This is a genomic window from Flavobacterium ranwuense (assembly GCF_004349315.1).
GTDB classification, from domain to species: domain Bacteria; phylum Bacteroidota; class Bacteroidia; order Flavobacteriales; family Flavobacteriaceae; genus Flavobacterium; species Flavobacterium ranwuense.
In genome coordinates this window covers 1-24,306 of record NZ_SMLH01000014.1, presented here as the reverse complement: position 1 = coordinate 24,306, position 24,306 = coordinate 1, and the positions used below count along the sequence as shown (strand labels likewise).

Sequence of the window (24,306 nt, the reverse complement as noted above, 5' to 3'; positions counted from 1 at the left end):
ATAATTAGAATTGATATCTACGAGAAGGTTTGAATTAGTTTTAAATAATAACAAATGAAAAAAATATCCTGCTTTCTATTACTTATGTTTTTGCTAGCTCCACTATTTGTTGGTGCGCAGGTAGGTATTGGAATTATTGATCCAGACCCATCGGCACTTTTAGAATTATTTTCAAAAAGCGAAGGATTACTCGTGCCTAGAATGACGAGTGAAGAGCGAGATTTAATTGTAGCGCCTGCTGTTGGTCTATTAATTTATAATACAAGCACATCAAACTTTAATTTTTTTGATATAGATTGGAAAGATTATTCTGGTTTTGCAAAAAATTATAATTCAAATTTAACAGGTGATATTACAACTAACGCAACCTCAAATGAGGTTGTAAAAGGTATGTCGATAACGCCTCTATTTGCCGGAAAATACAAAGTTACCTTTAATAGTTATTATAATAATGCACCAATAATTAGGGGGCCTTTTACACCTGAACAGGGTAAAATTGATTTGCAGACAGCTTACAATAATTTGCATTCACTAACGGCTACTATCACAAATCATCTATCTGTTATAGGAGGTGGAGAGACTTTGATTCCAGGTGTTTATACTATTGCTGGAGCAACATCAACAGTTGGGACAATAAATTTTGATGGCGGAGGAAATCCGGATGCTCTTTTCGTTATTAGGATTGGAGCCGCTTTCTCAACAGCAGCAAGTACGAAAATGGTTTTGCTCAACGGAGCAAAAGCTTCTAATATTTTTTGGGTAATTGATGGAGCCGCTTCAATCTCAGCATCAACTATACTAAAAGGGACTGTAATTACTAATGGTGGTGCAGTTTCAATGGCCGCGGGAGGGGATCTTGAAGGAAGACTTTTTGCAATCGTAGGAGCTGTTAGTTTTAGTTCAGGAACTGCAATTATTCCTTCGGGAAATTCTGGAATAGACTTAGGGGTGTTATCCACTTTTATTTTTTTTAGTGGCACAGGTGCTATATCAAACGCGGATACCTCAGTAATTACTGGGGATGTTGGAACAAATGGAGGTGCTATAACAGGGTTTGGTTCCCCTAATGTTTTTAACGGTTCAATTTTATATCCGGGAGGTACAATAACAACGTCATCTCCTAATAATACGAATGCATTAGGAACTTTTGGCATCTATCAAAATGGGATTTTAATTCCTAGTTCAAATAAAATTCTAACAAGTAATGCGAATTCTGCAAACTTATCATTACAAGCAATTGCAACAATTTTACCTAATCAAGTGATAAATGTAAGGTGGAATACAGATTCCCAAAAAATAGTAATGGGAAATAGGACTTTAACTTTGATTAAAGTACAATAATTATAGATGCAAGATATAAGAAAATTATTATTGCTTTTGCTATTGGCAAATTGGCAAATTTCAAATGCACAAGTTGGAATTGGAACAATAAATCCGGATGCCTCATCAATATTAGATTTAGCATCTAATTCTCAAGGGATTCTTACTCCTAGAATGACGACAGAGCAAAGAAATTTGATTTCAAGCCCTGCAAATGGGCTTTTAATCTATAATATAACCACATCAGGTTTTAATTATTATGATGATGGTTGGAAAGATTATGGAACTTACGCAAAATATTATAGTACAAATGGTGTAGGTGATATTGGAACCAAATCTAATATTGATATGGCGCTTCCTTATATAAGTATTTCACCAACACCAGGAAAATACTCAGTCTCTTTTGATAGTCAATTCACTAATAATATTATGATTATTGCAGCTAATACAGACAATCTTTTAACAGACTTTTTCTTAGCTTACAACCAACTTGAAATACGGCCAACTACTAATACTTCTCGCATAAATTTTGGTAATGAAACAATTAGTCCTGGAAAATATTCAGTAGCCAGTGCTATTGAAATTTCAGGTTCTCTTACCCTTGACGCTGGAGGAGATCCAAATGCATTGTTTGTTTTTAAAGCAAATGGAGATTTAAATATGGTAGCTGGTACTACAATTATTTTGAAAAACGGAGCCCTTCCTGAAAATGTTTTTTGGGTAGCCGAAGGAGCAATAGGAATTGGAGCCAATACAATAGCTAAAGGAATTTTAATTTCTCATGGTTATGCAATTGCCGTTGCTAATGCTTCAACATTAGATGGGAAAATGCTCACAAATTCAGGAGCGATTGCTTTTGGTGTAGGGACATGTACAACTCCATCAAAAGAATCTTCAATAATTAGCTTAGGTTCATTGTCAACATTTGTTGCTTTTACAGGATCTGGAGCAATCAATAATACAGGGGCTTCTGTTTATAATGGTAATATAGCTTCAGGATCAGGTGCTACTACAAGTCTTGCTGCCGCAACTGTGAATGGAACCATTTTTCCTCCAGGAAATACACCTGAAACTAATTCGGGTTATAGCAATGAAAATACAATAGCGACTTTTAGTATTTATCAAGGTGGAGTTTTGATACCTAATTCCATCAGAAAATTAAAATGCAATTCAAATAGATCAAATTTATCTTTGCAAACAATTGTAGATGTTCTATCAGGACAGACTATTGATGTTAAATGGAATATTAGCTCAGGTACATTAGCATTAGGAAATAGAATATTAACGCTAACGAGTGTAAAATAAATAGATTTAATTCAGATAAGTATGAACTATAAGCTTTGCCATAATAAGTGCATGAGGTAAATTCATTTTTACAGAATTCACAGATGCGTGTAATCTTCATGTTTATACTCATAGAAATGTGACTTTAGGTGTCCCACTGTGACTATGCGTGTCTCTATGTGCCATAAATTGGCCAAAAAAAATATTTTTTGTACCTCAGATTTTGAGGTACAAATGAGGTACAAATCTAATCAAAATAACGCATAATATCCAAAAAAATCGTAAATAAAAACGAGTTAAAGTATTGACTATAAATATTTTAACTCGTTTGTTTGTTGTTGTTTTGTGATGTTTTGTCCTGCTACTTTCCGATGCAAAAATTAGCAAAAATATTCCCTAACAATTCATCATTAGTAACCTGACCTGTAATCATTCCAAAATGATACAGCGCTTCCTTAATATCCAGAGCCATCAAGTCGCTGGATAAGTTTGTTTCAAGTCCAAATTTTACTTTTTGTATTTCATCTAACGCTTTTAGTAGAGAGTCGTAATGTCTTGTATTGGTCACAATTGTTTCGTTATTTCGTAAAGCACCAGTATTTACAAATGATAGCAATTGATTTTTTAAATCTTCAACACCCAACTTTTCTTTTGCAGAAATAAGCAAGATTTCAGGAATCTCTGATTTCAGATTGACGATTTCATTTTCTTCTAATTTGTCGGCTTTATTGCCAATAATTACAAGGGGTTTCAATGGAAACTGATTTTTGATTTTCTCTAGTTCTACTTTTAACTTTAAACCGGATACTTTAAACTCAGAACTATCAAAAAGAAAAACAACAACTTGCGCTTGTTCTATTTTTTCAAAAGTTTTACGAATCCCGATGCTTTCTACCACATCTTCGGTTTCCCGAATTCCGGCTGTGTCTATGAATCTAAAACCGATTCCGCCAATAACCAATTCATCTTCAATCGTGTCACGTGTCGTTCCGGCAATTTCGGAAACAATGGCTCGCTCTTCATTCAATAAGGCATTTAAAAGTGTTGATTTCCCTACATTGGGTTCTCCCACAATGGCCACGGGAATCCCGTTTTTAATTACATTACCCACGGCAAAGGAATCGATTAATCGTTTTAGAACAAATTCTATTCGGTTTAATAATTCATGAAATTGTGTTCGGTCTGCAAATTCTACATCTTCTTCAGCAAAGTCCAGTTCAAGTTCGATTAGGGAAGCAAAATTCAATAATTCTTCTCTGAGTTTGGCAATTTCATTAGAGAACCCTCCACGCATTTGCTGCATTGCAATTTGGTGTGAGGCTTCATTGTCGCTAGAGATTAAATCGGCAACGGCTTCAGCTTGGGATAAGTCCAGTTTTCCGTTTAGGAAAGCCCTTAATGTAAATTCTCCGGGATCAGCCATACGACATCCTTCTCGAAGCAATAATTGAATGATTTGCTGTTGAATATAAGTAGAACCGTGACAGGAAATTTCAATCGTGTTTTCGCCAGTATAGGAGTTTGGTCCTTTGAAAATGGACACTAGGACTTCATCCAAAGTTTTTGAGTTGTCCATAATATGTCCCAAATGCAAAGTATGCGTTTTTTGCGTTGTTAGATCTTTGTTTTTAATGGATCGAAAAACAGAATTACCAATAGTAATGGCATCTTCCCCGGAAATTCGAATTACGGCTATTGCTCCGGCTCCAGAAGGAGTTGCCAGTGCCACTATGGAATCTTGAGGTATCATATTTGTATTCAATTTTATGCAAAAGTAAGTAAAACTTGTAAAGCAACAAGAGTCCCTTATAGAACCATTAACTTTATTTTCAGTTAAAAATAAGACTATGAGCTATTTATCCTAATTAATTTATTTTTTTGTTGTAATTTTATGTAAATAATTGACTAATAATTAATTAATATGTGTCATGAAGAAAATTCTATTTCCAACCGACTTTTCTGATGTATCCAAAAATGCATTTATTTACGCATTGAAATTGGCAGATTCAATAGATGCTGAAATTATTACAATGCACGTTTATCAATTGCCACAGGTCAATTATATTAATGTTTCGGAATACTTACATGAAATTTATGATGTTACCGAGTTGAGTAATTTTGAAAACTACAAAGATGAAGTTCCAATTTTAAGAAATATTGCCGAAGAAAATAATTTGGATAAAGTTAAAATAAGTCATGTTTTAATTTTGGGGAATTTGGTTGATGAAATACAAAAAATTACTAAGCACGAAAATATTGATTTTGTCATTATGGGAACTAAAGGTGCGACCAGTTTAAAAGAGACTTTTTTGGGTACGGTAGCAACAAAAGTAATGAATGATGTCAAAGCAATTGTTTTGGCCATTCCTGAGCACTGTAAATACCAACCCATAAAAAATTTACTTTTTATTACAGAATACAAACCCGAAGATATTGAGTCCTTTATACGAGTGAAGACTTTGGCCAAAGTATTTCAGGCACATATTGATTGTTTGCGTGTACAATCGCCGCATCATGAAAATAAGAATAACGACATGAAAGATTGGAATGAATTAATTAAAAGTCATAACATAGCTTTACACTCCATTTCAGGCGATGATGTAGAAGGTATAATATTAAATTTTATCGATTTATATAAAATTAATATGATTGCAATGCATGTGTACCATAAAAACTTTTTTGAAAAATTATTTCGAATCAGTCTTTCAAAAAAATTAGCTTTTCATGTCAATGTACCTATTCTGGCTATTCATGAATGAATTTAATTTCGATAGTATTCAAATATCGAAAAAAAATAATTCAGTATTTTATTTAATGAATGAACCATTTTAATATTTAATAAAATGAAAAAAATTCTATTTCCAACCGACTTTTCTACAGTGGCTACAAATGCTTTTGTCCATGCTTTAGAATTTGCAAAAATAGTTCAGGGCGAACTCGTTTTATTGCACACATTTGAATTGCCTATATATGACAATCAGTTTTTTCCTGAAAATTATGCTGTCATTTATGACTCATTAGAGTTGTCTCAATTTAATAAGTTTAAAGACGAAATCCCCAAATTACGCACCATAGCTGAAGAACGTCATTTGGATAAAATTAAAATAACGCACAGGCTTATGGATGGAGATTTGCTTTTTAATATCAAAAAATCAATTAAAGAAGATAAAATAGATTTTGTAATTATGGGAACTTCTGGCGCCACCGGTTGGGATGCTTTTTTCGTAGGCACAAATACAGGAGCTGTAATCTCTGGAATTGAAGTCCCGATGTTATGTGTACCTGCTAAAGCAAAATTCAAAAAAATTGAGATCATTGGTTTTACAACCCGTTTTAGAACGAAAGATAAAAAAGCTTTGAAAATGGTTTTGGAGATTGCTGAAAAAACAAAAGCCAAAGTGAAATGTCTTTATGTAAAAACCAATGAATCTGATGTTTCCAAAGATACAATAGCGAGTTGGGAAGAAGAATTTATAAAGGAACCCATTGAGTTTTTTGTTGTAAGCAGTAATGAAGTGAAAGAAACTATTTTGGACTTTATTATGTACAAAGATATTGACGTTTTGACAATGCTTACCTATAAAAGAGGTTTTTTTGAAGGCATTTTTAATCCTAGTTTAACCAAAAAAATAGCGGTTAACTTTGATATTCCAATTTTAGCGATTCATATTGATTAACGTGTTAAATTTGGCTTTCGCCCGAAATCTAATTTGCTATATTTGTCATTCATTCAAATGAATTATGGAAATATACAAAGCAAAAAAAGAAGGGTTTTCAGCAGTATTAAATGGAATTAATAAAAAGTACAATAGTATAAGCATATTAAGATTGCTGGCTATTGTATTTTTTTTGGTATCCCTGTATTATTACATCAAAACGAATGGAATTATTTTCATTATTTTGTCAGTGCTTCTTTTTGGATTGTTTGTTTTCTTGATGCGTATTCACAGTAAATTACTTTTCCAGAAGCAAGTCAATAAGGCGCTATTGGATATTAATGAAAATGAAATTTCCTATCTCGAAAGAAATAAAATCCCTTTCGAAAACGGACAGGAATTCAATGATTTTCACCATCCGTATGCGTATGATTTAGATATTTTTGGAGAACATTCTTTGTTCCAAAACCTAAATAGAACTGCCACTTATATTGGAAAAAAAACATTCGCAAACCAACTTTTGACTCTTTTACCAAATGATGAAATTCTTAGAAATCATCAAGCAGTACAAGAATTAGCCAAAAAATTGGATTGGCGTCAGGATTTCATGGCTTTGGCCAAAATAAGTAATGACAATCAATCCACTTATGATACTTTATTGCAATGGAGTAAATTCAATAGTTCTCCTTTGTCAAAAGCAAGTATATTGATTTCTTTGATTGCGCCTTTTCTATTTTTGGGAACTCTTATTGGGTATTTAGTGACATCAAATCCAGTTTTTGCATCCTGTCTATCGTTTTTGTTTGTTTTTAATTTAGCTGTTTTAGGTGTTTTCTATAAACGAATTAGCATTGAAATAGCCAATGCTGAAAATGTTGATAAAATCATCAATCAGTACGGTTTACTGCTGCAGAAAATCGAAGCTGAATCCTTTCAATCTGAAAAACTAATCGATTTACAACAAAAATTAACTTATAAAAAAGAAAATGCCAGCGTTCATTTTAAAAAATTGGCTTCGTTGTTTTCTAATATGGATACCATCGGAAATTTTGTGACGGCGCTATTATTTAATGGAACTTTTCTTTTTAATCTTCATGTTTTAAAAGCGTTGATTCAATGGAAAAAAGATCATGCAGCAGCGTTGGAAGATTGGTTAGAAGTTATTGGTGAATTTGAAATGTTGAATAGTCTGGCTAATTTGTCCTATAATAATCCTGAGTTTGTTTATCCAACATTGAACACCAATTTTGAAATTGATTTCACTGATTTAAGTCATCCTCTATTGAATGAAAAAACTAGAGTAGGGAATGACGTGCGTTTTCAACCGCAATCATTTATGATTTTGACCGGTTCTAATATGTCCGGAAAAAGTACTTTTCTGAGAAGTTTAGGAATCAATATGGTATTGGCAGGAATTGGTTCGCCAGTTTGTGCCAGTCAAGCTAATGTGCATCCGTTACCCGTTTTAGTTTCGATGCGATTATCCGATTCGTTGTCAGACAGTGAATCCTATTTCTTTGCCGAAATAAAGCGCTTAAAGCAAATTATGGACGAACTGGAAAACAGACCTGCTTTTGTATTATTGGATGAAATATTACGAGGAACCAATTCAGATGACAAACGCAACGGAACTATTGAAGTGGTTAAAAAAGTGATTGGTAAAAAAGCAATTGGAGCCATTGCAACGCACGATATAGAAGTTTGCCTGACTACAAATGACTATCCAAATATACTAACCAATAAATGCTTTGAAGTGGAGATTCAGGATGATGAATTGCATTTTGATTACAAACTGCGAGACGGAATTTGTAAAAATAGAAGCGCTACATTCCTGATGGAAAAAATGGGCGTGATTTAGTGTGATGTCATTGCGAGGAACGAAGCAATCACATTAAAACGTATCATTATTGATTTTTGAAACGGATATACGATATGAGATTGCTTCGTTCCTCGCAATGACTTTGCTTGCGATTGCGTGAAGGATGGGCCCGGCTACCGAAGTAGCGGCAACAGCCTGACAGCATTAGGGAAAGGGGGCAATTTAAGCGATGCTAGAAGTTGCCCCCTTTTTCTAATGGTGGCACGCCCAAATTGTTTTGGAGGTAATAATTGGACAAAAAAAAACCGCATATCCTGTTTAGGAAATAGCGGTTTTTTTAAATATAAAAATGGTTTGGTTAATAGCGTATTTGTTATACAATGGTAAGTATTATATTTGAATTTTAAAAATTAAAATACAACAAAATCATAATATAATGTTAACTGTTCAGCATTACGGGCATTACAAGCATGGTAACAGTTTCACCTTCTTCTAATCCATCAACAGGAGTAAGAATTCCGGCTCTGTTTGGCAATGACATTTCAAGCATAATCATGTCAGATTGCAAGTTAGTCAACATTTCAGTCAAGAAACGAGAATTGTAGCCTATTTGCATATCATCACCTTGATAATCACATGTCAATCTCTCTTCGGCTTTATTAGAATAGTCAATATCTTCAGCAGAAACATTCAATTCAGCACCAGCGATTTTCAAACGAATTTGGTGGGTTGTTTTATTTGAGAAGATAGCAACACGACGTACAGAACTCAAAAACAGTGAACGGTCAATCATTAATTTATTTGGATTCTCTTTTGGAATTACCGCTTCGTAATTTGGATATTTTCCATCAATTAAACGGCACATTAAAACATAATTGTCAAAAGAAAAAGTAGCATTCGAATCGTTATATTCAATTTTAACTTCAGCATCTGAAGTACCAAGAATATTTTTTAAGATGTTCAAAGGTTTTTTTGGCATAATGAAATCAGCCACTTGAGAAGCCGTTACATCAGTACGCGCATATTTCACTAATTTGTGTGCGTCAGTTGCAACGAAAGTCAATCCTTGTGGAGAAAATTGAAAGAATACACCGGACATTACCGGACGTAAATCATCATTTCCAGCAGCAAATATTGTTTTGCTTATGGCTGTTGCCAGAACATCGGCAGGAACAAGTGTTACAGATGGATCGTCTAAGTTAACCGATTTTGGAAATTCATTTCCAGGAGCATAAGCCAAAGCATATTTTCCAGAATTAGAACTGATTTCTATTGTACTGTTTTCTTCAACCGTGAAAGTTAGGGGTTGTTCCGGAAATGTTTTAAGGATTTCCAAAAGCAATTTTGCAGGGACAGCAACGCTTCCTTTACTTTCTGAATCAATTCCTAAAGTAGCTGACATGGTTGTCTCTAAATCAGAAGCAGAAACCGTTAGCACATTATGGTCTAAATCAAATAAAAAGTTATCTAAAATAGGCAAAGTATTACTGCTGTTGATAACGTTACCTAAAACTTGTAATTGCTTCAATAAGTACGAACTCGATACTATAAATTTCATCTGTTTTGTTTTATTTTTTAAGGTATTTCTCTAAAACCGAAATACGATACATTTTACAAATATATCGTAAACTATTCTAGTTTGGAAACTTTTTTATTAACATCTATTTGCTGTATTTTCTTTTTCGAAGGAAAGTAAATACGACACCAAAAAGTACTAAAATAAGAATTGGAAGCCCGATAGTTAGGATTTGTGTTTGGGTATAGTTTTTATAAACTTTTTCTTTATCCAATAAAGGTAAATCAAGATCTTTGCTTCGAATGTTAATAAGTCCGGTATCATCCAATAGATAATTGACACAATTTATGAGGAAATCTTTATTATCATACAAATTTCCAGCCCTTTGATCATAACCCAATTCTACCGGTTGAAAGTTTTTATCCAATTGGTTTTTTATCAAATCCCCATCAGAAATCACAATCATCTTGTTCTGTTTTCCTGTGGCTTGAAATGTTTTTTGTTCAAATGGCAAAACTCTATTTTCAAACATAGAATGAAACGAACCTTCCAATAAAACCGATAACGGAATCTTTCCTTTGTTTAGATAATCGTTTGGTGAGGTTTCTTCGGCAACGATGTTAAGATTTATCTCTGTTGGAGTTCCTATTTTTTTTGAATATTGAGACGATTGCAACAGAATGGTTTTCTTAATTCCGTTTTTCAAGGTATCGATAGGATTCGCAAAATCAAATTTGATTCCGCCTAAATTTTTCACAATCGGATGCAAACTGTTTGGATACACCTGTGGCGCAAACTTCCAGTTGAATTCCTGAAATTGAGTTGCACTTCCTTGTTCTCCGGTGGCTAGTTTTATTGGACTTCCTTGTTCATCTTTTACTAAATCAGGATTGATTCGAATGCCGTATTTAAAGAACATATCATTCAAATTCAAATCTTTTGGGTAGGCCAAAGTGGCTCCGGATGAATCGTATAAACTATCCATTTCTGCCGTAACCTGGTCAATCAACCACAATGTTTTTCCGCCATTGATGATGAATTGGTCCAAAACTTGTTTCTCCGCATCTGTAAATGTTTCGGTAGGTTTTGCAATAACTGCCAAATCATATTTTTCTAAAGCTTCTAAACTTCCAATAGGATTTTTGGCAACCGAATCTAAAGTGAAAGGGCCGATATGATAACTTTCGCGAACCTGCAAAAGAAATTTAGCCATTAAAATATCTTGCAATTCACCGTTTCCTTTGATAACAGCAATTTTCTTTTGTTTGGCTTTGGTAATTTTATTCAAACCCTCTGCAATTGAGTATTCCAAATGCTGAACGGAACCAATCACTTTTTGGGTAGTTGTCGCACCCATAATGTTTTTCAACAATGGAATATTAACTTCCTTATTGTCATAAACGGCAATCGCCCAAGGAAAAACCATCGCTTGGGATTGCTTTCCTTTGTCGTCAACGGTTATATTTATAGGCGTAAGTCCTTTTCGATACAAATCTTTAATATTGTCCATGCTGGCATCTTCGTTTTCCAATGGATCTACAAATTCAAAAACAATATTGGTATTGTACGCCTGAAATTCTTCCAGTAATTGTTTAGTTTCCTGTTGTAAACGTTTGAATTCAGCAGGTAAATCGCCTTGCATATATACTTTTATAGACAACGGATTTTGAACTTGCTTAATGATATTCAAAGAAGTAGGGGAAAGCGTGTATCTTTTATCTTTTGTTAAATCAAAACGATGAAAAAAGGAACTTCCTATTACATTCAGAAGGACTACAATTGCAAGGATAATCAATACTGATTTTAGGTTATTTTTCTTAGAAGTAGTCATTACGATTTGAAAGATTTTAGATTATAAACAGTAAATGAAAGAAAGACAACGGTTATGCTTGTAAAATAAAGAATATCTCTTGTATCTAATACGCCTCGGCTCATACTTTTGAAATGATCTTGCATTCCTAATGAGGCGATTATGGCAGACATATTTGGAACAACAGAAGCTAAACCTTCAAATCCAAAATAGAAGAAAAAACATAAAAATACCGCAACAATAAAAGCTACAATTTGATTGTCAGATAGTGTTGATGTGAATATTCCAATGGCTGAATAAGCGCCAATCAGGAATAATAATCCAAAATAAGAACCTATTGTGCTTCCCATATCGATATTGCCTTCCGGCATTCCTAAACTGGAAATAATTACTACATAAATGAATGTTGGGATAATCGCCATTACAATTAAAAGCAAAGCGCCAAGAAATTTTCCGTTAACAATTTGCCAAATACTCAACGGTTTGGTCAGCAATAATTCTAATGTTCCCTGTTTTTTTTCATCCGAAAAACTGCGCATCGTTACTGCAGGAATCAAGAAAATCAAAATCCAGGGCGCCAATGTGAAAAACGGTGTCAAATCAGCAAAACCAGTATTCAAAATATTGTACTCTCCTTCGAAAACCCAAAGAAACAATCCGTTAATAATTAGAAAAATGGCAATGACCAAGTAGCCAATGGGCGAACCAAAAAAGGATTTTATTTCTCGTAATACTATTGATTTCATTCTTTATGTTTATTCGTTGATTTGTGTATTCGTTGATTTGAAACAGCTAACAGAACACTGATCACTGCAAACTGGCCACTTTATCTACGCTCCAAGCTTCCGGTTTGTCGTTGAATAATTTCTTGGTGAATGTCCAAACATCGTAAAAAAGTTCAGAATTTCTGTAATTTTCTAAATCGACTTCGGTTTCCCAATAACTGTAGGTAAAGAAAATGCTTTTGTTATTTTTATCCTGATACAATTCTAAGAAACGGTTTCCTGGTGCGTTTCGTATTTTGTCTTTCATTAACTCAAAATTTTCTAAAAATGCAGGAATATTTTCCTCGTGAAAACTCAATTTTACTATTCGTATAAACATTTAGATTTTAGATTTAGGATTAACGATTGATGATTTTAGATTTATCTATTTTGTGGTCTAAATAAAACTTTATTGATAAAGTAACAAGTCCAGAAATAGTTAGTATCAAAGTTTTGATTGGCCAAAAATTAAAATTTTCTACAGCCAAGGTAAATGTAATTAAAGCTCCAAAAAATAAATATATTCTAATATTTTTCTTGTATAAAATTTCTATTAATGAATTTTGAATAATTGTGGTTATTCCAAATATATAAGTTGAATATAATATAGTTAATCCCCAAGTAAAACCAGTTTTAGTAGGTGTATGAAAAAATTTTCCAACATTCCATAAAATAAAAATTAAAAAATAATAATTCATCACTTGTATTAAGCTGGCTAAAATTCCAAATATCATAATTCTTTTTATCATTAGTTGCTCTACTTCTGAAATCATAAATCTTCAATCTAAAATCAAAAAAAATGTTTAACTAAACACTATATTTATAATATCCCTGTAATTCAATCCCAATAAGCTATTTGCAGATCCCACTTTAGAAGGATTGCTTCTGAAAATGGCAATTTCAAGAAACCCGGCTTCGTTGAAAATAGCTAATTTTTCCCCTTCGTAGGACTTGATTGGGTATTTATCAGAACTCGCAATTGCGGAATAATTGGGTAAAATTGTTTTGATATTTTTGGTTTTCAAAACAATTTCATACGGCCTTCCTTTGGCAACTTCGATAAAATATTTTTTAGAAATATTGGTAATTATATTCCCAAAATGATCAATATAAATCACATGACCTTTTAATGAATTCCCATCATCCGAAATAGTGGCTTGCAGATTTGTAACTTGCTTAATCGTATTTATTTCTTTGCCAATGACGTTCATTAAACCGCCTTTGGCTAAATGGCAGGCTACTTTTACAAACACATCAAGATCAGTAGCTTCGCTTGGCAAACGATCATGAATATTAATCGCGACCATTTTTTGCGGAACAATTTTTTGCGAAAGCATGCTTAAAATTCCATTATCGGCGGCAATAAAATAATGATCGTTCCATTGCATCACAATATGTTGATTCTCTTTATTGGATTCCATATCCACTCCTATAAGATGAACCGTACCTTTTGGGAAGCTCGCATACGATGCTCCAATAATGTAATTTGCTTCTACTGTGTTGAATGGGTCAATATCATGTGAAATATCAATAATTGATGCTTCGGAATACTCAGACAAAATCTTCCCTTTCAACGCACCTACAAAATGGTCTTTCAATCCGTAATCAGTAGTAAGGGTAATTATTGACATAAATTTGTTTATAACTATTGGTGTTATGTAAACCTTATTTTATTAAATTTGAGAAGTGCAAAGCTAATAATAGTAAACTCAAAAAACGAAAAACAAAAAACAAATTCTATTTAAAAACAAGAAATATACCCGACAGCCAATTGATTTATAAAAAAATTAATTCTAATTTAAAACTACCTCATTTGAACGAAAGAATAATCGAGCTCATAGACATCGCTCCAAAAGACTTTTGGGGCGCTCAAGACACTCATCTTGAAACAATTAAAAAATATTACCCAAAATTGAAGATTGTCGCTCGGGGAACAACTTTAAAAGCTTTTGGAGAAAAAGAGGTTTTAGACGAGTTCGAAAAACGTTTTCAACGGTTAATGCTTCATTTTACACGGTATAACACTATCGATGATAATGTTATTGAACGCGTTATTCTTAGCGACGGTCAAGACGAAAGAAGAGCCTTGGGACATGATAAAATTTTAGTACATGGAGTAGGAGGCAAAATCATCAAACCTATGACTGCCAATCAACAATTGTTGGTAGACACTATGGCAAAAAATGATATGGTTTTTGCTGTTGGACCTGCAGGAACCGGTAAAACCTATACCGGAGTTGCCATGGCAGTAAAAGCATTGAAAGAAAAAGAAGTAAAAAGAATTATTCTTACAAGACCAGCAGTAGAAGCAGGGGAGAATCTTGGTTTTCTTCCTGGTGATATGAAGGAAAAACTGGATCCTTACATGCAGCCGCTTTATGATGCTTTACGGGATATGTTGCCTAATGAAAAACTAGAGGATTATATCTTGAAAGGAATTATTCAGATAGCGCCATTGGCATTCATGCGTGGAAGAACGCTGGATAATGCTTTTGTGATTTTGGATGAAGCCCAAAACACAACGCATTCCCAAATGAAAATGTTCTTGACGCGTATGGGGAAAAGTGCCAAATTTATGATTACTGGTGATCCCGGTCAGGTCGATTTACCACGAAGAACCATTTCAGGTCTTAAAGAAGCTTTGTTGGTTCTAAAAGATGTGGATGGAATTGGGATTATTTATCTGGATGACAAAGACATCGTAAGACACCGATTGGTCAAAAAAGTGATTGATGCCTATAAGCAGATTGAAAATAATGATTAAAACAAAAAACGCTCTTTAAACAAAGGGCGTTTTTTTATGAATTTTTTATTTTGAAAAGAGGATAATATAAATGCTTTTTAAATTTTATATGGTTTGAAACATAGCATTCCAATTATTAAATTCCAGATCGGAAAGTTTGGATTTATTTAGACTCTCAAGAAAAGCGAGATAAGCAGTGTTGAATAATGATTTTAATTTGCAATTTTGAGATTGAAAAATGCAAGGTTTTGAATTGCAATTTACAACAGGACTATCATCTTGTTCCAAAAGGTGAATCAAATCTCCTAATGGTATTTCTCTTGCTTTGTTAGAAATTATGATTCCACCATTTTTACCTCTTTTGGTATGGATTAACTGATTTGCTGATAAGAATTGAACCACTTTAATAAGATGGTTTCTTGAGATTTTGAATGCAGCTGCTAACTCGTCTAAAGAACTTAAAGGAGTTTCTTTTTTTTGATCTAAATACATCAAAACGCGCATACTAAAATCAGTAAAGTGATTCAATTTCATAAGAGTTTTATTAATTAAGGCTTAATAATTGTGGGCCAAATTCTTCATAAAGTATATTTTCTTTGTTGACTCCAAGTTCAACTAGGGATTGATATTGAACTTTTATAAAAAGAGCAGGTCCGCAAATATAATATTTTGCATCCTTAATAAGAATTTCTTCTTTGATTTCGAGTAAATTCACTCTGCCTTCAATAGCATTTGTTTCTGACTCGGGTAAAGTTTCATAAAAAACAAATGAAGTCAGCCATGTATTTTCATCATTTAACTCTTGAATAGTTTCTTTAAAAGCGTGAACATTTTCGTTACGACAGCTATGAATCCATACCGTTCTGTTTTTTTGAAGTGAGTTTTTATTGGTCTCAATCATACTCATCATAGGAGTAATTCCAACACCACCACTTACAAGAACTAGTGGGGTTTTAGAATCAGGATTGGCATAAAAAACACCGGCGGGAGCACTTACCTCAATACTGTCGCCTTCTTTTTTATTATGCAGTATATTGGAAACAATTCCGTTAGGAGTGCTGTTTATTCCTTTTTCTTTTTTTACCGAAATTCTATAAAATTCATTATTGGAAGCTGAAGATAAACTGTATTGTCTGGGCTGTTTATGACCTAGTTCAGGGATAAACGTACTCACGGAAATATACTGCCCTGGATAAAAATCGGCTATATCTTTGTTGTCTTCCGGTTTAAGATAAAATGATTTAATCTCATCGCTTTCTTCAATAATTTTAGAGATTATAAAGTTTCTCCATCCTTTCCAGCCTCCTTTTTTATTGCTGGCTTTCTGATACATTTCGGCTTCAAGGCCAATCATAATTTGAGCTAATTCTTGATAGGCGCAAGTCCATGCTTCAATCAATTCTACAGTGGCTAAATCTCCCAAAACTTCTTTAATTGAACCAATTAAATGGCTACCAACTATATCGTATTGTTCTGGGGCAATATTTAAACTTACATGTTTGTTTCCAATTGATTTTAACACGTTTATCAATACACTTGGGTTTTCAATATTTTCAGCATAAGCTAGAACGGCTCCTGTTAATGCATTTTGTTGTTTTCCGCTGGCTTGATTGGCCATATTAAAAATATTTTTTAACTCTGGATTATTTTTTAGCATCCTTTGATAAAAGTAGGCAATCAAATCATTCCCATTTGATTTTAAAATCGGTACTGTTGCTTTAATTAATTCTTTTTGAATTGTATTCATGATAGTATTTCATTTAATTTTTTACAAATATAGCTACAATTTATAATTGTTGTATTTAAAATGCAACAATTATTTTTTTTTAAAAATATAAATCGCATTCCTGCTTAAAGGAAATGAATAGGAGAGGTGATTTAGAAATGGGTTTTTTGCTAAACTTTTCTTTAATCTTTGTATATCTCTTTAAAATGCAATAAATTTGGAATTATTAAAAATGACAGTTTAAAAAAAATGATTTCAACAGAAAAAATTAAAGTCGTAATTAGCGATTTAGACGGAACTTTACTCAATTCAGACCATAAAATATCCCAATATACCAAAACCGTTTTTCAAGAACTCCACAATCAAGACTATTTAATAATTGTTGCTACTGGCCGTCATCATCTCGATGCACTGGATATTGTAGAAGATTTGGGTTGTCCGGTTTATCTGGTAACTTCAAACGGAGCCAGAATCCATTCGCCTCAAAAAGAGCTTCTTTTTTCTTTTGATATTCAAAGCGATGCTATAAAATCTGTTTTTGATTTACAAATTGATTCCGAGATTACTACTATTTTATTCAAGGAAAATCTTTGGCAGACTAATAAAAACAACGAAAAACTGAACAGTTACCAAAAAAAATCCAAATATCTGCCCGAAATTGTTGATTTTAAGACGCTGGAAGATTTTGAAAGTATAAAATTTTATTTCACTCATGATAACCATCAAAAATTAGTTGATTTAAGAGACCAAATTCTAGAAAAACATCCGGACGATTTTAGCCATGCTTTTAGCCTTCCTTTTTGTTTGGAGTTTATGGATAAATCAGTAGATAAAAGTGTAGCTATTGCCAAAATTTTGGAAAAAGAGAATTTTGTTTTCGAACAAACAATTTCTTTTGGAGATGGATTTAATGATGAAAACATGCTTAAATCTTCTGGTAAAGGTTTAATTATGGGTAATGCACCCGAAAGTTTAAAAGATAGACTTTCTCATTTAGAAGTGATTTTAACTAATGATAACGAAGGAGTTGCAAAATATATATCCAAGAAACTATTAAATAATTAAAGGCTTTTAAATAAGCTCTTTTGAAAATAATTTTAGAATCCTTTTTTAATAAAAACAGTAAAATGAACAAAAAAATAATCCTTGTTATCTGTATTTTGTTTTCCATAACAATTCAAAGTCAAACGCTAAAACTGGAAGAAATCATGAAAGGTAATGCTTTCATCGGTGCACAACCGGAGAATGAAAGATGGTCTTTAGATGGACAAAAAGTTTATTTTGATTGGAATCCAAATAATGAATTGGGTACAAGTACTTATTTTTGGAAAAACGGATTGTCAAAACCAGAATTAGCTTCGCCAAATGAAGCTGCTTTTTCAAAATTAGAATTAAAAAAATCAGCAAACCCAGATTTGTATTATTATATCGATAAAGGAAGATTGTTTTCGTATGTTGCAAAAAGTAAATCATCCAAAAAACTGTACCAACAAAGCAGTCCAATTTCTAATTTGCAAATGGGTTCTTTACCTGGAATACTTTATTTCAGACAAAATGAAAACCTCTTTGAGTTCAATACCAATGAAGGTTCCATTATTCAAATCACTAATTTCAGAAAAGGAAAAGGTGAAGATGCTGCAACTGAAAAAGTGTCTTTTTTGAAAAGTCAGCAGGAGGAATTATTCCAATTTATCAGAGATCAGGAAGCGTTGAAAAAATGGAATTTGGCAAAATCAAAAGCTATAAAATCTGATTTCCCAAAGCCTTATTATTATGGAAAAAATACTTTTGGAAGTTTAAAAGTGGATCCAAAAGGAAATTACGCTACCTTCAGATTAATAGAAGATTCTGACCGTAAAAATGAAAAAATGGAAGTTTTCATTACCGCTGACGGCTACAACCAAATCGAAAATACTAAGGAAAAAGTTTCTGTAGATAATTTGGTAGCAACCAAATTTGGAGTGTACAACATCGTCAAAGATTCTGTTTATTTTGTGGATTTTTCATCATTAAGCCACATTCAGGATACACCTAAATATTTAGAATTATATGAAAAACCAAAAGCTACAGAAAAAAAAAATAAATTAATCGTAGTTCAGGAGCCTATTTACAATGAAAATGGATCTTTTACCATTGCCGAAATCAGAAGTCAGGACAACAAAGACCGCTGGATTGTCAGTCTGAATTTAGAAAAAGGAACTTTTCAGGAATTAGATTATCAGCATGATGAAGCTTGGATTGGCGGACCCGGAATTCCTTCCAATTCTTTTGGAAGAGGGACACTTGGATTTTTGGCAGACAATGAAACTGTTTATTTCCAATCGGAAGAAACAGGTTATTCCCATCTGTATTCGTATAATTTAAGATCAAAAAAGAAAACACAACTGACCAAAGGGAATTGGGAAGTGCGCAACGTGAGTTTGTCAAAAGATAAAAAGTCTTTTTATTTGACAACTAATACAACGCATCCAGGGAACAGGAATTTTTATAAATTAGAAGTTGCAAATTCGGTTTTGGAACCTATTTTGACTAAAGATGGTGCACATGAAGTGAGTTTATCTCCAGACGAAAACACATTATTAGTTCGTTATTCGTATAAAAATAAACCTTGGGAATTGTATGTAGCACCTAATAAAAAGAATACGATTCTAAATCAAATAACGTCTTCGACTAGTGAAATTTTCAAAGGATATTCTTGGCGTGAACCGGAAGTGATTACTTTCAAGGCGCAGGATGGAACTCCCGTTAATGCCAGATTGTACAAACCACAAACTGTGAATGCGAATAAAGCAGCAATCATATTTGTTCATGGTGCTGGTTATTTGCAAAACGCGCATAACTATTGGAGTACATACCACAGAGAATATATGTTTCATAATTTATTGGTCGATTTAGGTTATACCGTTTTGGATATTGATTATAGAGGAAGTGATGGATATGGACGTGATTTTAGAACAGGAATTTACCGTTTTATGGGCGGAAAAGATTTGACAGATCAAATTGACGGTAAGAAATATCTAGTCGAAAATTACGGAATTGACGCTTCAAGAGTTGGAATTTATGGAGGTTCTTACGGAGGTTTCATTACATTGATGGGAATGTTGACGACTCCTAAAGAATTTGCTTCGGGAGCTGCATTGCGTTCTGTTACAGATTGGGCACATTACAATCATGGTTATACTGGAAACATTCTTAATTTCCCGGAAACGGATCCGGATGCTTACAAAAAAAGTTCTCCAATCTATTTTGCAAATAATTTAGAAGGAGATTTATTGATGCTTCACGGAATGGTAGATGACAATGTAGAATACAAAGATATTGTTCGTTTGTCTCAGCGTTTTATAGAATTGGGTAAGAAAAAATGGAATCTTTCCTCATTTCCAGTTGAAGCACATGGTTTTAAAGAAACCTATTCTTGGGTTGATGAGTACAGCCGAATCTTAAATTTATTCAACGATACGTTGCTTAAAAAATAGTTTCAGAGATAAAAATAAATGTAAGAGTTCCGTTCTTTTCTTTGCGTAACTCTATGAAATAGTTTTAAATTTGCAGGAACAAAAATAAACACACACAACTATTATAATGAGCAATACAATCACAACTACTAATTTTAATTTTCCAAACCAGAAATCTGTTTACCGAGGTAAAGTAAGAGAAGTTTACAACATCAATGATGAACTTTTGGTAATGGTAGCTACGGACAGGCTTTCGGCTTTTGATGTAGTTTTGCCAAAAGGAATTCCATATAAAGGTCAAATTCTAAACCAAATTGCTACTAAATTCATGGAATTGACTGAGGATATTGTTCCTAACTGGTTAATTGCAACTCCTGATCCTAATGTAGCTGTTGGTCATTTATGTGCCCCTTTCAAAGTAGAAATGGTAATTCGTGGCTATCTTTCAGGTCATGCTGCTCGTGAATATGCTCTTGGCAAAAGAGAAATTTGTGGAGTGAAAATGCCTGACTATTTGAAAGAAAATGATAAATTTCCGGAACCTATTATTACACCAACTACGAAAGCAGATAATGGAGAACATGATGCTGATATTTCTCGTGAGGATATTTTATCGAAAGGAATTGTTTCTGAAGAAGATTATGTTGTTTTAGAAAAATTCACAAGAGATTTATTTCAAAGAGGAACTGAAATTGCAGCCAGTCGTGGTTTGATTTTGGTGGATACTAAATATGAATTTGGTAAAACTAAAGAAGGTGTAATTGTCTTGATTGATGAAATTCACACACCGGATTCTTCTCGTTATTTTTATGCTGAAGGATATCAAGAACGTCAAGATAAAGGAGAAGAGCAAAAACAATTATCGAAAGAGTTTGTTCGTCGTTGGTTAATCGAAAATGGTTTTCAAGGATTGGAAGGACAACAAATTCCTAATATGACTGACGAATACATTGAAACAGTTTCTGAAAGATATATTGAATTATACGAAAATATCTTAGGAGAGAAATTTGTGAAGGCGGATATCTCTAATATAGATGAAAGGATCGAAAAAAATGTTTTGGAATATCTAGCGAATAAATAGAATAATTTTTTATAAAAGGTAAATAAAAAAACCGCAATTCATAATTGAATTGCGGTTTTCTTTATGAGAAAGTGTGTTATTTTTCTAAAACTACTTTTAGATTATTCAATCCATCTTGCAAATCTTTTCCAAGCATTTCTTCCATATTCATAAAAGGCAGCATTAGATTCATTGGATAAGGCATTTTTCCATCAAAACCCCATTTTACTTTGGTTTGATTTGGCGAAATAGCTTCAGTTATCATATAGGCATTATCAGTGGATTCAAACGGAACTTTGAAACGCAATTCAAAATCGATTCGTTCGCCTTCAACTATTTTTTTGATTTCCTGTTCGCCAACGCCCACATTTTTATCTTTACTATCCCAGCCTGCAATGGCACCAACGGTTCCGTCAGTTCCGGTAAATGTTTTCTTCATCGCAGGATCTTTTGAAGACCAAACGCTAAAATTGTTTTGATTTTTCAAATACTTCACATAATTGAAAACACTGTCTTTGGGTTGGTTGATCGTAATCTCTCTTACTACAGCATATTCTTTTGGCAGAAATAAAGCAATTAGTAAGGCCAGAGCAATGATTCCAAGTAAGCCTAAAAGAATTTTTTTGATGATGCTCATGATTTTTAATTTTAAGTTAATGATTATTTCGATTTTTTAATTTGAGATTCATAACAAGTAATCCATTCTTCAACAGACATTTTTTGGACGAGTTCTGTGATTAAATCAAACGGAATTTGATCTAATTTCTTAAATCGGATGCAACTTTTTCCCATATCTAATTTTTGGATGCTGTGTTTTGGATATTCGGTAACAAACCAATTTAGTAATTCGGGGTTTGCATAAATTCCCATGTGATATACCGCGATGAAATTTTTTTGGGAAGCGACACCTATAAATGGTAGTGGTAATTCAGGAGTACAATGATATCCGCTTGGGTAAATGGAATGTGGAACTACATAGCCCATCATGCCATAAGACATTTGTTCAATGAATCCTTTTGGAATATTTTTAAGGATTATTTCTCTAAGTTCAATCATCACCTTTTTCCTGTCCTCAGGAAGTTCCTTTAAATATTCGGCTACTGATTGTGCTTTTGACTGCATTAATAGGATTTTTATGAAGTAAATTTAATAAAAAAAACTGCAATTCATAATTTGAAATGCAGTTTTTTACCTTGATTACTTCACCTTGGCTCTACTTTTAGCGGAGTTCTGTGAACTTCGTTTGGAGTGGAAATCTTTTCCTTTGAAAAGGAAAAGATCTAGTGAATAGCAGGATTAGCTCCTAAAACTATTTAAAATAGGAGAATGTTTCCTCGTTTTCTAGCTTCAGCAACGTTTCATATATAAGTTTAATAACGTTTTCTACATCATCGCGATGCACCATTTCAACCGTGGTATGCATATAACGTAATGGTAATGATATCAAAGCTGAGGCAACACCTCCATTACTGTACGCAAATGCATCGGTATCTGTTCCGGTAACACGAGAGGACGCCAATCTTTGGAACGGAATTTCTTTTGCCATAGCGGTTTCTAAAATCAATTCTCTCAAATTATTCTGAACTGCCGGCGCATAAGTTACTACAGGACCTTTACCAATTTTTGTATCTCCTTCAATTTTCTTTTCGATCATTGGAGTAGTGGAGTCATGACAAACATCAGTAACAATGGCTACATTTGGCTTGATGGTTTTGGTAATCATTTCGGCACCGCGAAGACCTACTTCTTCCTGAACCGAATTGGTGATATACAAACCAAAAGGAAGTTTTATTTTGTTTTCGTGTAACAAACGAGCGACTTCAGCAATCATAAATCCACCCATACGGTTGTCAATCGCACGACAAACAAATTTGTTATCGTTCAAAATCATGAATTCATCAGGATAGGTAATCACGCAACCTACATGAACGCCCATTTTATCTACCTGCTCTTTTGTTTCGCAACCAATGTCAATAAATAGATTATCCACTTTAGCTACTTCCTCTTTACTTCTATTGCGGGTATGAATGGCCGGCCAGCCAAAAACACCTTTTACAATTCCTGCTTTAGTATGAATATTGACCCGTTTTGAAGGTGCAATTTGGTGATCTGAACCGCCGTTTCTGATCACATAGATCAATCCGTCATCAGTGATATAATTTACATACCATGAAATTTCGTCGGCATGACCCTCAATTACTACCTTATATGGAGCATCAGGATTTATGATTCCTACCGCTGTACCGTAGGTATCCGTTATAAAAGTATCAACATAAGGTTTCAAATAGTCCATCCATAATTTTTGGCCACCACTTTCATAACCTGTAGGGGAGGCATTATTAAGATAGTTTTCTAAAAAGTCAAGTGACGACTTGTTTAATATTGATTTAGTACTCATAAAATTATTTTTTTGCTAAATTATAAATTTGGCATTACAGTTGTGTATATAATGTATAATTTTGGCAATTAAATTTTCCTATATGAAGCTAATTAAATTTTTGTTGTTTTTTCTATTCACCACCCTATCTATTAATGCGCAGGTAATACCTCAAGATACTACAAAAATGGGGTATGAATTAGGAGATGATGAATACATTCCGAATGATACTATTCAATTACCGGAAGTATTAGTATATAAGGGGAAAATGGATCCCGAAGCAAGAAAGCAATTTTTAATTCTCCAAAACCGTGTTTATAAAACCTATCCTTATGCAAAACTAGCTTCAGAGAGATTGTCGAACCTAAATAGAGGAATGGCAAACCTTAAAACAAATAAGGAGAAAAAACGATACTTTAAGATAGTAGAAAATTATTTGAGTGACGAGTTCGAAGCTAAACTCAAAAAGCTTTCCCGTAAACAAGGTCAAATATTGGTAAAGTTAATACATCGTCAAACAGGTACCACAACCTATGAGTTGGTGAAAAATCTTAAAAGCGGATGGAAAGCATTTTGGTCTAATACTGCTGCAAGTATGTTTGACATCAATTTAAAAACAAAGTATGCGCCTTTCGAAGTTAATGAAGATTATCTGATAGAAACTATATTGGTTCGGGCATTTGATTCCGGAAGATTGCAAAATCAGAATCCGGCAAAACCAGTTGATTATGATAATCTAACTGATTCCTGGGAATCCAGAGCTGAAAAGCTGAAAA

Annotated in this window: 22 protein-coding genes; 10 read left to right on the top strand and 12 right to left on the bottom strand. The window is 33.3% G+C overall.

Features of this window, described 5'->3' with window-relative positions:
• Positions 1–54: 54 nt before the first annotated feature.
• The gene (locus E0I61_RS16035; RefSeq protein ID WP_132072647.1) at positions 55–1,341 is read left to right on the top strand and encodes an ice-binding family protein; all 1,287 of its coding nucleotides are present in this window, start codon (positions 55–57) and stop codon (positions 1,339–1,341) included.
• Positions 1,342–1,347: 6 nt separating this feature from the next.
• On the top strand, positions 1,348–2,625 hold the full coding sequence (locus E0I61_RS16030; protein ID WP_132072646.1) for an ice-binding family protein: 1,278 nt from the start codon (positions 1,348–1,350) through the stop codon (positions 2,623–2,625).
• Between the two features lie 340 nt (positions 2,626–2,965).
• On the opposite strand, the gene mnmE is transcribed toward E0I61_RS16030, so the two are convergent.
• Positions 2,966–4,354, bottom strand: coding sequence for a tRNA uridine-5-carboxymethylaminomethyl(34) synthesis GTPase MnmE (gene mnmE / locus E0I61_RS16025; RefSeq protein WP_132072645.1), 1,389 nt, complete (start codon positions 4,352–4,354; stop codon positions 2,966–2,968).
• A 178-nt stretch (positions 4,355–4,532) separates the two neighbouring features.
• Between mnmE and E0I61_RS16020 the strand changes: the two genes are divergently transcribed.
• From E0I61_RS16020 to E0I61_RS16010, 3 genes are all read left to right on the top strand, one after another.
• The gene (locus tag E0I61_RS16020) at positions 4,533–5,363 is read left to right on the top strand and encodes a universal stress protein (protein ID WP_132072644.1); all 831 of its coding nucleotides are present in this window, start codon (positions 4,533–4,535) and stop codon (positions 5,361–5,363) included.
• Between the two features lie 84 nt (positions 5,364–5,447).
• A complete protein-coding gene (locus tag E0I61_RS16015; protein WP_132072643.1) occupies positions 5,448–6,281 on the top strand; it encodes a universal stress protein in 834 nt (277 codons plus the stop codon).
• A 64-nt stretch (positions 6,282–6,345) separates the two neighbouring features.
• Positions 6,346–8,118 (top strand): MutS-related protein, encoded by a 1,773-nt coding sequence (locus tag E0I61_RS16010; protein ID WP_132072642.1) that lies wholly within the window; start codon positions 6,346–6,348, stop codon positions 8,116–8,118.
• 400 nt (positions 8,119–8,518) lie between these two features.
• Here the strand turns inward: E0I61_RS16010 and dnaN are convergent, their stop codons facing one another.
• The 6 genes from dnaN to E0I61_RS15980 form a co-directional block, all read right to left on the bottom strand.
• On the bottom strand, positions 8,519–9,637 hold the full coding sequence (gene dnaN / locus E0I61_RS16005) for a DNA polymerase III subunit beta (protein ID WP_131998236.1): 1,119 nt from the start codon (positions 9,635–9,637) through the stop codon (positions 8,519–8,521).
• Between the two features lie 103 nt (positions 9,638–9,740).
• Positions 9,741–11,426: a gliding motility-associated ABC transporter substrate-binding protein GldG gene (gene gldG, locus E0I61_RS16000; protein ID WP_132072641.1), complete on the bottom strand. Its 1,686-nt coding sequence runs from the start codon at positions 11,424–11,426 to the stop codon at positions 9,741–9,743.
• Positions 11,426–12,151: a gliding motility-associated ABC transporter permease subunit GldF gene (gldF, locus tag E0I61_RS15995; protein WP_132072640.1), complete on the bottom strand. Its 726-nt coding sequence runs from the start codon at positions 12,149–12,151 to the stop codon at positions 11,426–11,428. Before gldF ends, gldG begins: the two co-directional genes overlap by 1 nt.
• Before the next feature lie 61 nt (positions 12,152–12,212).
• Entirely contained in the window at positions 12,213–12,509 is a 297-nt protein-coding gene (locus tag E0I61_RS15990) for a putative quinol monooxygenase (protein ID WP_132072639.1), read from the bottom strand.
• A 19-nt stretch (positions 12,510–12,528) separates the two neighbouring features.
• Positions 12,529–12,942, bottom strand: a complete 414-nt coding sequence (locus E0I61_RS15985; protein ID WP_132072638.1) for a hypothetical protein — start codon at positions 12,940–12,942, stop codon at positions 12,529–12,531.
• Between the two features lie 30 nt (positions 12,943–12,972).
• Positions 12,973–13,800: an SAM hydrolase/SAM-dependent halogenase family protein gene (locus E0I61_RS15980; protein WP_132072637.1), complete on the bottom strand. Its 828-nt coding sequence runs from the start codon at positions 13,798–13,800 to the stop codon at positions 12,973–12,975.
• A gap of 182 nt (positions 13,801–13,982) precedes the next feature.
• Between E0I61_RS15980 and E0I61_RS15975 the strand changes: the two genes are divergently transcribed.
• Positions 13,983–14,933 (top strand): PhoH family protein, encoded by a 951-nt coding sequence (locus tag E0I61_RS15975; protein WP_131998254.1) that lies wholly within the window; start codon positions 13,983–13,985, stop codon positions 14,931–14,933.
• Positions 14,934–15,017: 84 nt separating this feature from the next.
• On the opposite strand, the gene E0I61_RS15970 is transcribed toward E0I61_RS15975, so the two are convergent.
• Together E0I61_RS15970 and hmpA are read right to left on the bottom strand one after the other, a co-directional pair.
• Positions 15,018–15,446 carry an RrF2 family transcriptional regulator gene (locus E0I61_RS15970; protein ID WP_132072636.1) on the bottom strand — a complete coding sequence of 143 codons (429 nt, stop codon included), beginning with the start codon at positions 15,444–15,446 and terminating at the stop codon, positions 15,018–15,020.
• Positions 15,447–15,456: 10 nt separating this feature from the next.
• Entirely contained in the window at positions 15,457–16,659 is a 1,203-nt protein-coding gene (gene hmpA / locus E0I61_RS15965) for an NO-inducible flavohemoprotein (protein WP_132072635.1), read from the bottom strand.
• A 228-nt stretch (positions 16,660–16,887) separates the two neighbouring features.
• On the opposite strand from hmpA, the gene E0I61_RS15960 reads away from it, so the two are divergent.
• The 3 genes from E0I61_RS15960 (at position 16,888) to E0I61_RS15950 (ending at position 21,174) form a co-directional block, all read left to right on the top strand.
• A complete protein-coding gene (locus E0I61_RS15960; protein WP_132072634.1) occupies positions 16,888–17,703 on the top strand; it encodes an HAD family hydrolase in 816 nt (271 codons plus the stop codon).
• A 62-nt stretch (positions 17,704–17,765) separates the two neighbouring features.
• A complete protein-coding gene (locus tag E0I61_RS15955; RefSeq protein ID WP_132072633.1) occupies positions 17,766–20,114 on the top strand; it encodes a S9 family peptidase in 2,349 nt (782 codons plus the stop codon).
• A gap of 106 nt (positions 20,115–20,220) precedes the next feature.
• On the top strand, positions 20,221–21,174 hold the full coding sequence (locus E0I61_RS15950; RefSeq protein WP_131998269.1) for a phosphoribosylaminoimidazolesuccinocarboxamide synthase: 954 nt from the start codon (positions 20,221–20,223) through the stop codon (positions 21,172–21,174).
• 76 nt (positions 21,175–21,250) lie between these two features.
• Here E0I61_RS15950 and E0I61_RS15945 read toward each other — a convergent pair whose 3' ends face one another.
• The 3 genes from E0I61_RS15945 to E0I61_RS15935 all read right to left on the bottom strand — a co-directional run bounded on the left by E0I61_RS15945 (position 21,251) and on the right by E0I61_RS15935 (position 23,551).
• Positions 21,251–21,790: an SRPBCC family protein gene (locus E0I61_RS15945; protein ID WP_131998272.1), complete on the bottom strand. Its 540-nt coding sequence runs from the start codon at positions 21,788–21,790 to the stop codon at positions 21,251–21,253.
• 23 nt (positions 21,791–21,813) lie between these two features.
• Complete coding sequence (locus E0I61_RS15940; protein WP_132072632.1) at positions 21,814–22,275, bottom strand: DUF1801 domain-containing protein; 462 nt, start codon at positions 22,273–22,275, stop codon at positions 21,814–21,816.
• Positions 22,276–22,462: 187 nt separating this feature from the next.
• Positions 22,463–23,551, bottom strand: a complete 1,089-nt coding sequence (locus tag E0I61_RS15935) for a M42 family metallopeptidase (RefSeq protein WP_131998277.1) — start codon at positions 23,549–23,551, stop codon at positions 22,463–22,465.
• 82 nt (positions 23,552–23,633) lie between these two features.
• Here E0I61_RS15935 and E0I61_RS15930 point away from each other — a divergent pair.
• The coding region (locus E0I61_RS15930) for a DUF4294 domain-containing protein (RefSeq protein WP_132072631.1) at positions 23,634–24,306 on the top strand (673 nt) is incomplete at its 3' end.

Bases quoted from the DNA above. Each gene is read 5' to 3' on its own strand.
- E0I61_RS16035 (WP_132072647.1), top strand. From the start codon at position 55: ATGAAAAAAATATCCTGCTTTCTATTACTTATGTTTTTGCTAGCTCCA.
- E0I61_RS16030 (WP_132072646.1), top strand. From the start codon at position 1,348: ATGCAAGATATAAGAAAATTATTATTGCTTTTGCTATTGGCAAATTGG.
- mnmE (WP_132072645.1), bottom strand. From the start codon at position 4,354: ATGATACCTCAAGATTCCATAGTGGCACTGGCAACTCCTTCTGGAGCC.
- E0I61_RS16020 (WP_132072644.1), top strand. From the start codon at position 4,533: ATGAAGAAAATTCTATTTCCAACCGACTTTTCTGATGTATCCAAAAAT.
- E0I61_RS16015 (WP_132072643.1), top strand. From the start codon at position 5,448: ATGAAAAAAATTCTATTTCCAACCGACTTTTCTACAGTGGCTACAAAT.
- E0I61_RS16010 (WP_132072642.1), top strand. From the start codon at position 6,346: ATGGAAATATACAAAGCAAAAAAAGAAGGGTTTTCAGCAGTATTAAAT.
- dnaN (WP_131998236.1), bottom strand. From the start codon at position 9,637: ATGAAATTTATAGTATCGAGTTCGTACTTATTGAAGCAATTACAAGTT.
- gldG (WP_132072641.1), bottom strand. From the start codon at position 11,426: ATGACTACTTCTAAGAAAAATAACCTAAAATCAGTATTGATTATCCTT.
- gldF (WP_132072640.1), bottom strand. From the start codon at position 12,151: ATGAAATCAATAGTATTACGAGAAATAAAATCCTTTTTTGGTTCGCCC.
- E0I61_RS15990 (WP_132072639.1), bottom strand. From the start codon at position 12,509: ATGTTTATACGAATAGTAAAATTGAGTTTTCACGAGGAAAATATTCCT.
- E0I61_RS15985 (WP_132072638.1), bottom strand. From the start codon at position 12,942: ATGATTTCAGAAGTAGAGCAACTAATGATAAAAAGAATTATGATATTT.
- E0I61_RS15980 (WP_132072637.1), bottom strand. From the start codon at position 13,800: ATGTCAATAATTACCCTTACTACTGATTACGGATTGAAAGACCATTTT.
- E0I61_RS15970 (WP_132072636.1), bottom strand. From the start codon at position 15,446: ATGAAATTGAATCACTTTACTGATTTTAGTATGCGCGTTTTGATGTAT.
- hmpA (WP_132072635.1), bottom strand. From the start codon at position 16,659: ATGAATACAATTCAAAAAGAATTAATTAAAGCAACAGTACCGATTTTA.
- E0I61_RS15960 (WP_132072634.1), top strand. From the start codon at position 16,888: ATGATTTCAACAGAAAAAATTAAAGTCGTAATTAGCGATTTAGACGGA.
- E0I61_RS15955 (WP_132072633.1), top strand. From the start codon at position 17,766: ATGAACAAAAAAATAATCCTTGTTATCTGTATTTTGTTTTCCATAACA.
- E0I61_RS15950 (WP_131998269.1), top strand. From the start codon at position 20,221: ATGAGCAATACAATCACAACTACTAATTTTAATTTTCCAAACCAGAAA.
- E0I61_RS15945 (WP_131998272.1), bottom strand. From the start codon at position 21,790: ATGAGCATCATCAAAAAAATTCTTTTAGGCTTACTTGGAATCATTGCT.
- E0I61_RS15940 (WP_132072632.1), bottom strand. From the start codon at position 22,275: ATGCAGTCAAAAGCACAATCAGTAGCCGAATATTTAAAGGAACTTCCT.
- E0I61_RS15935 (WP_131998277.1), bottom strand. From the start codon at position 23,551: ATGAGTACTAAATCAATATTAAACAAGTCGTCACTTGACTTTTTAGAA.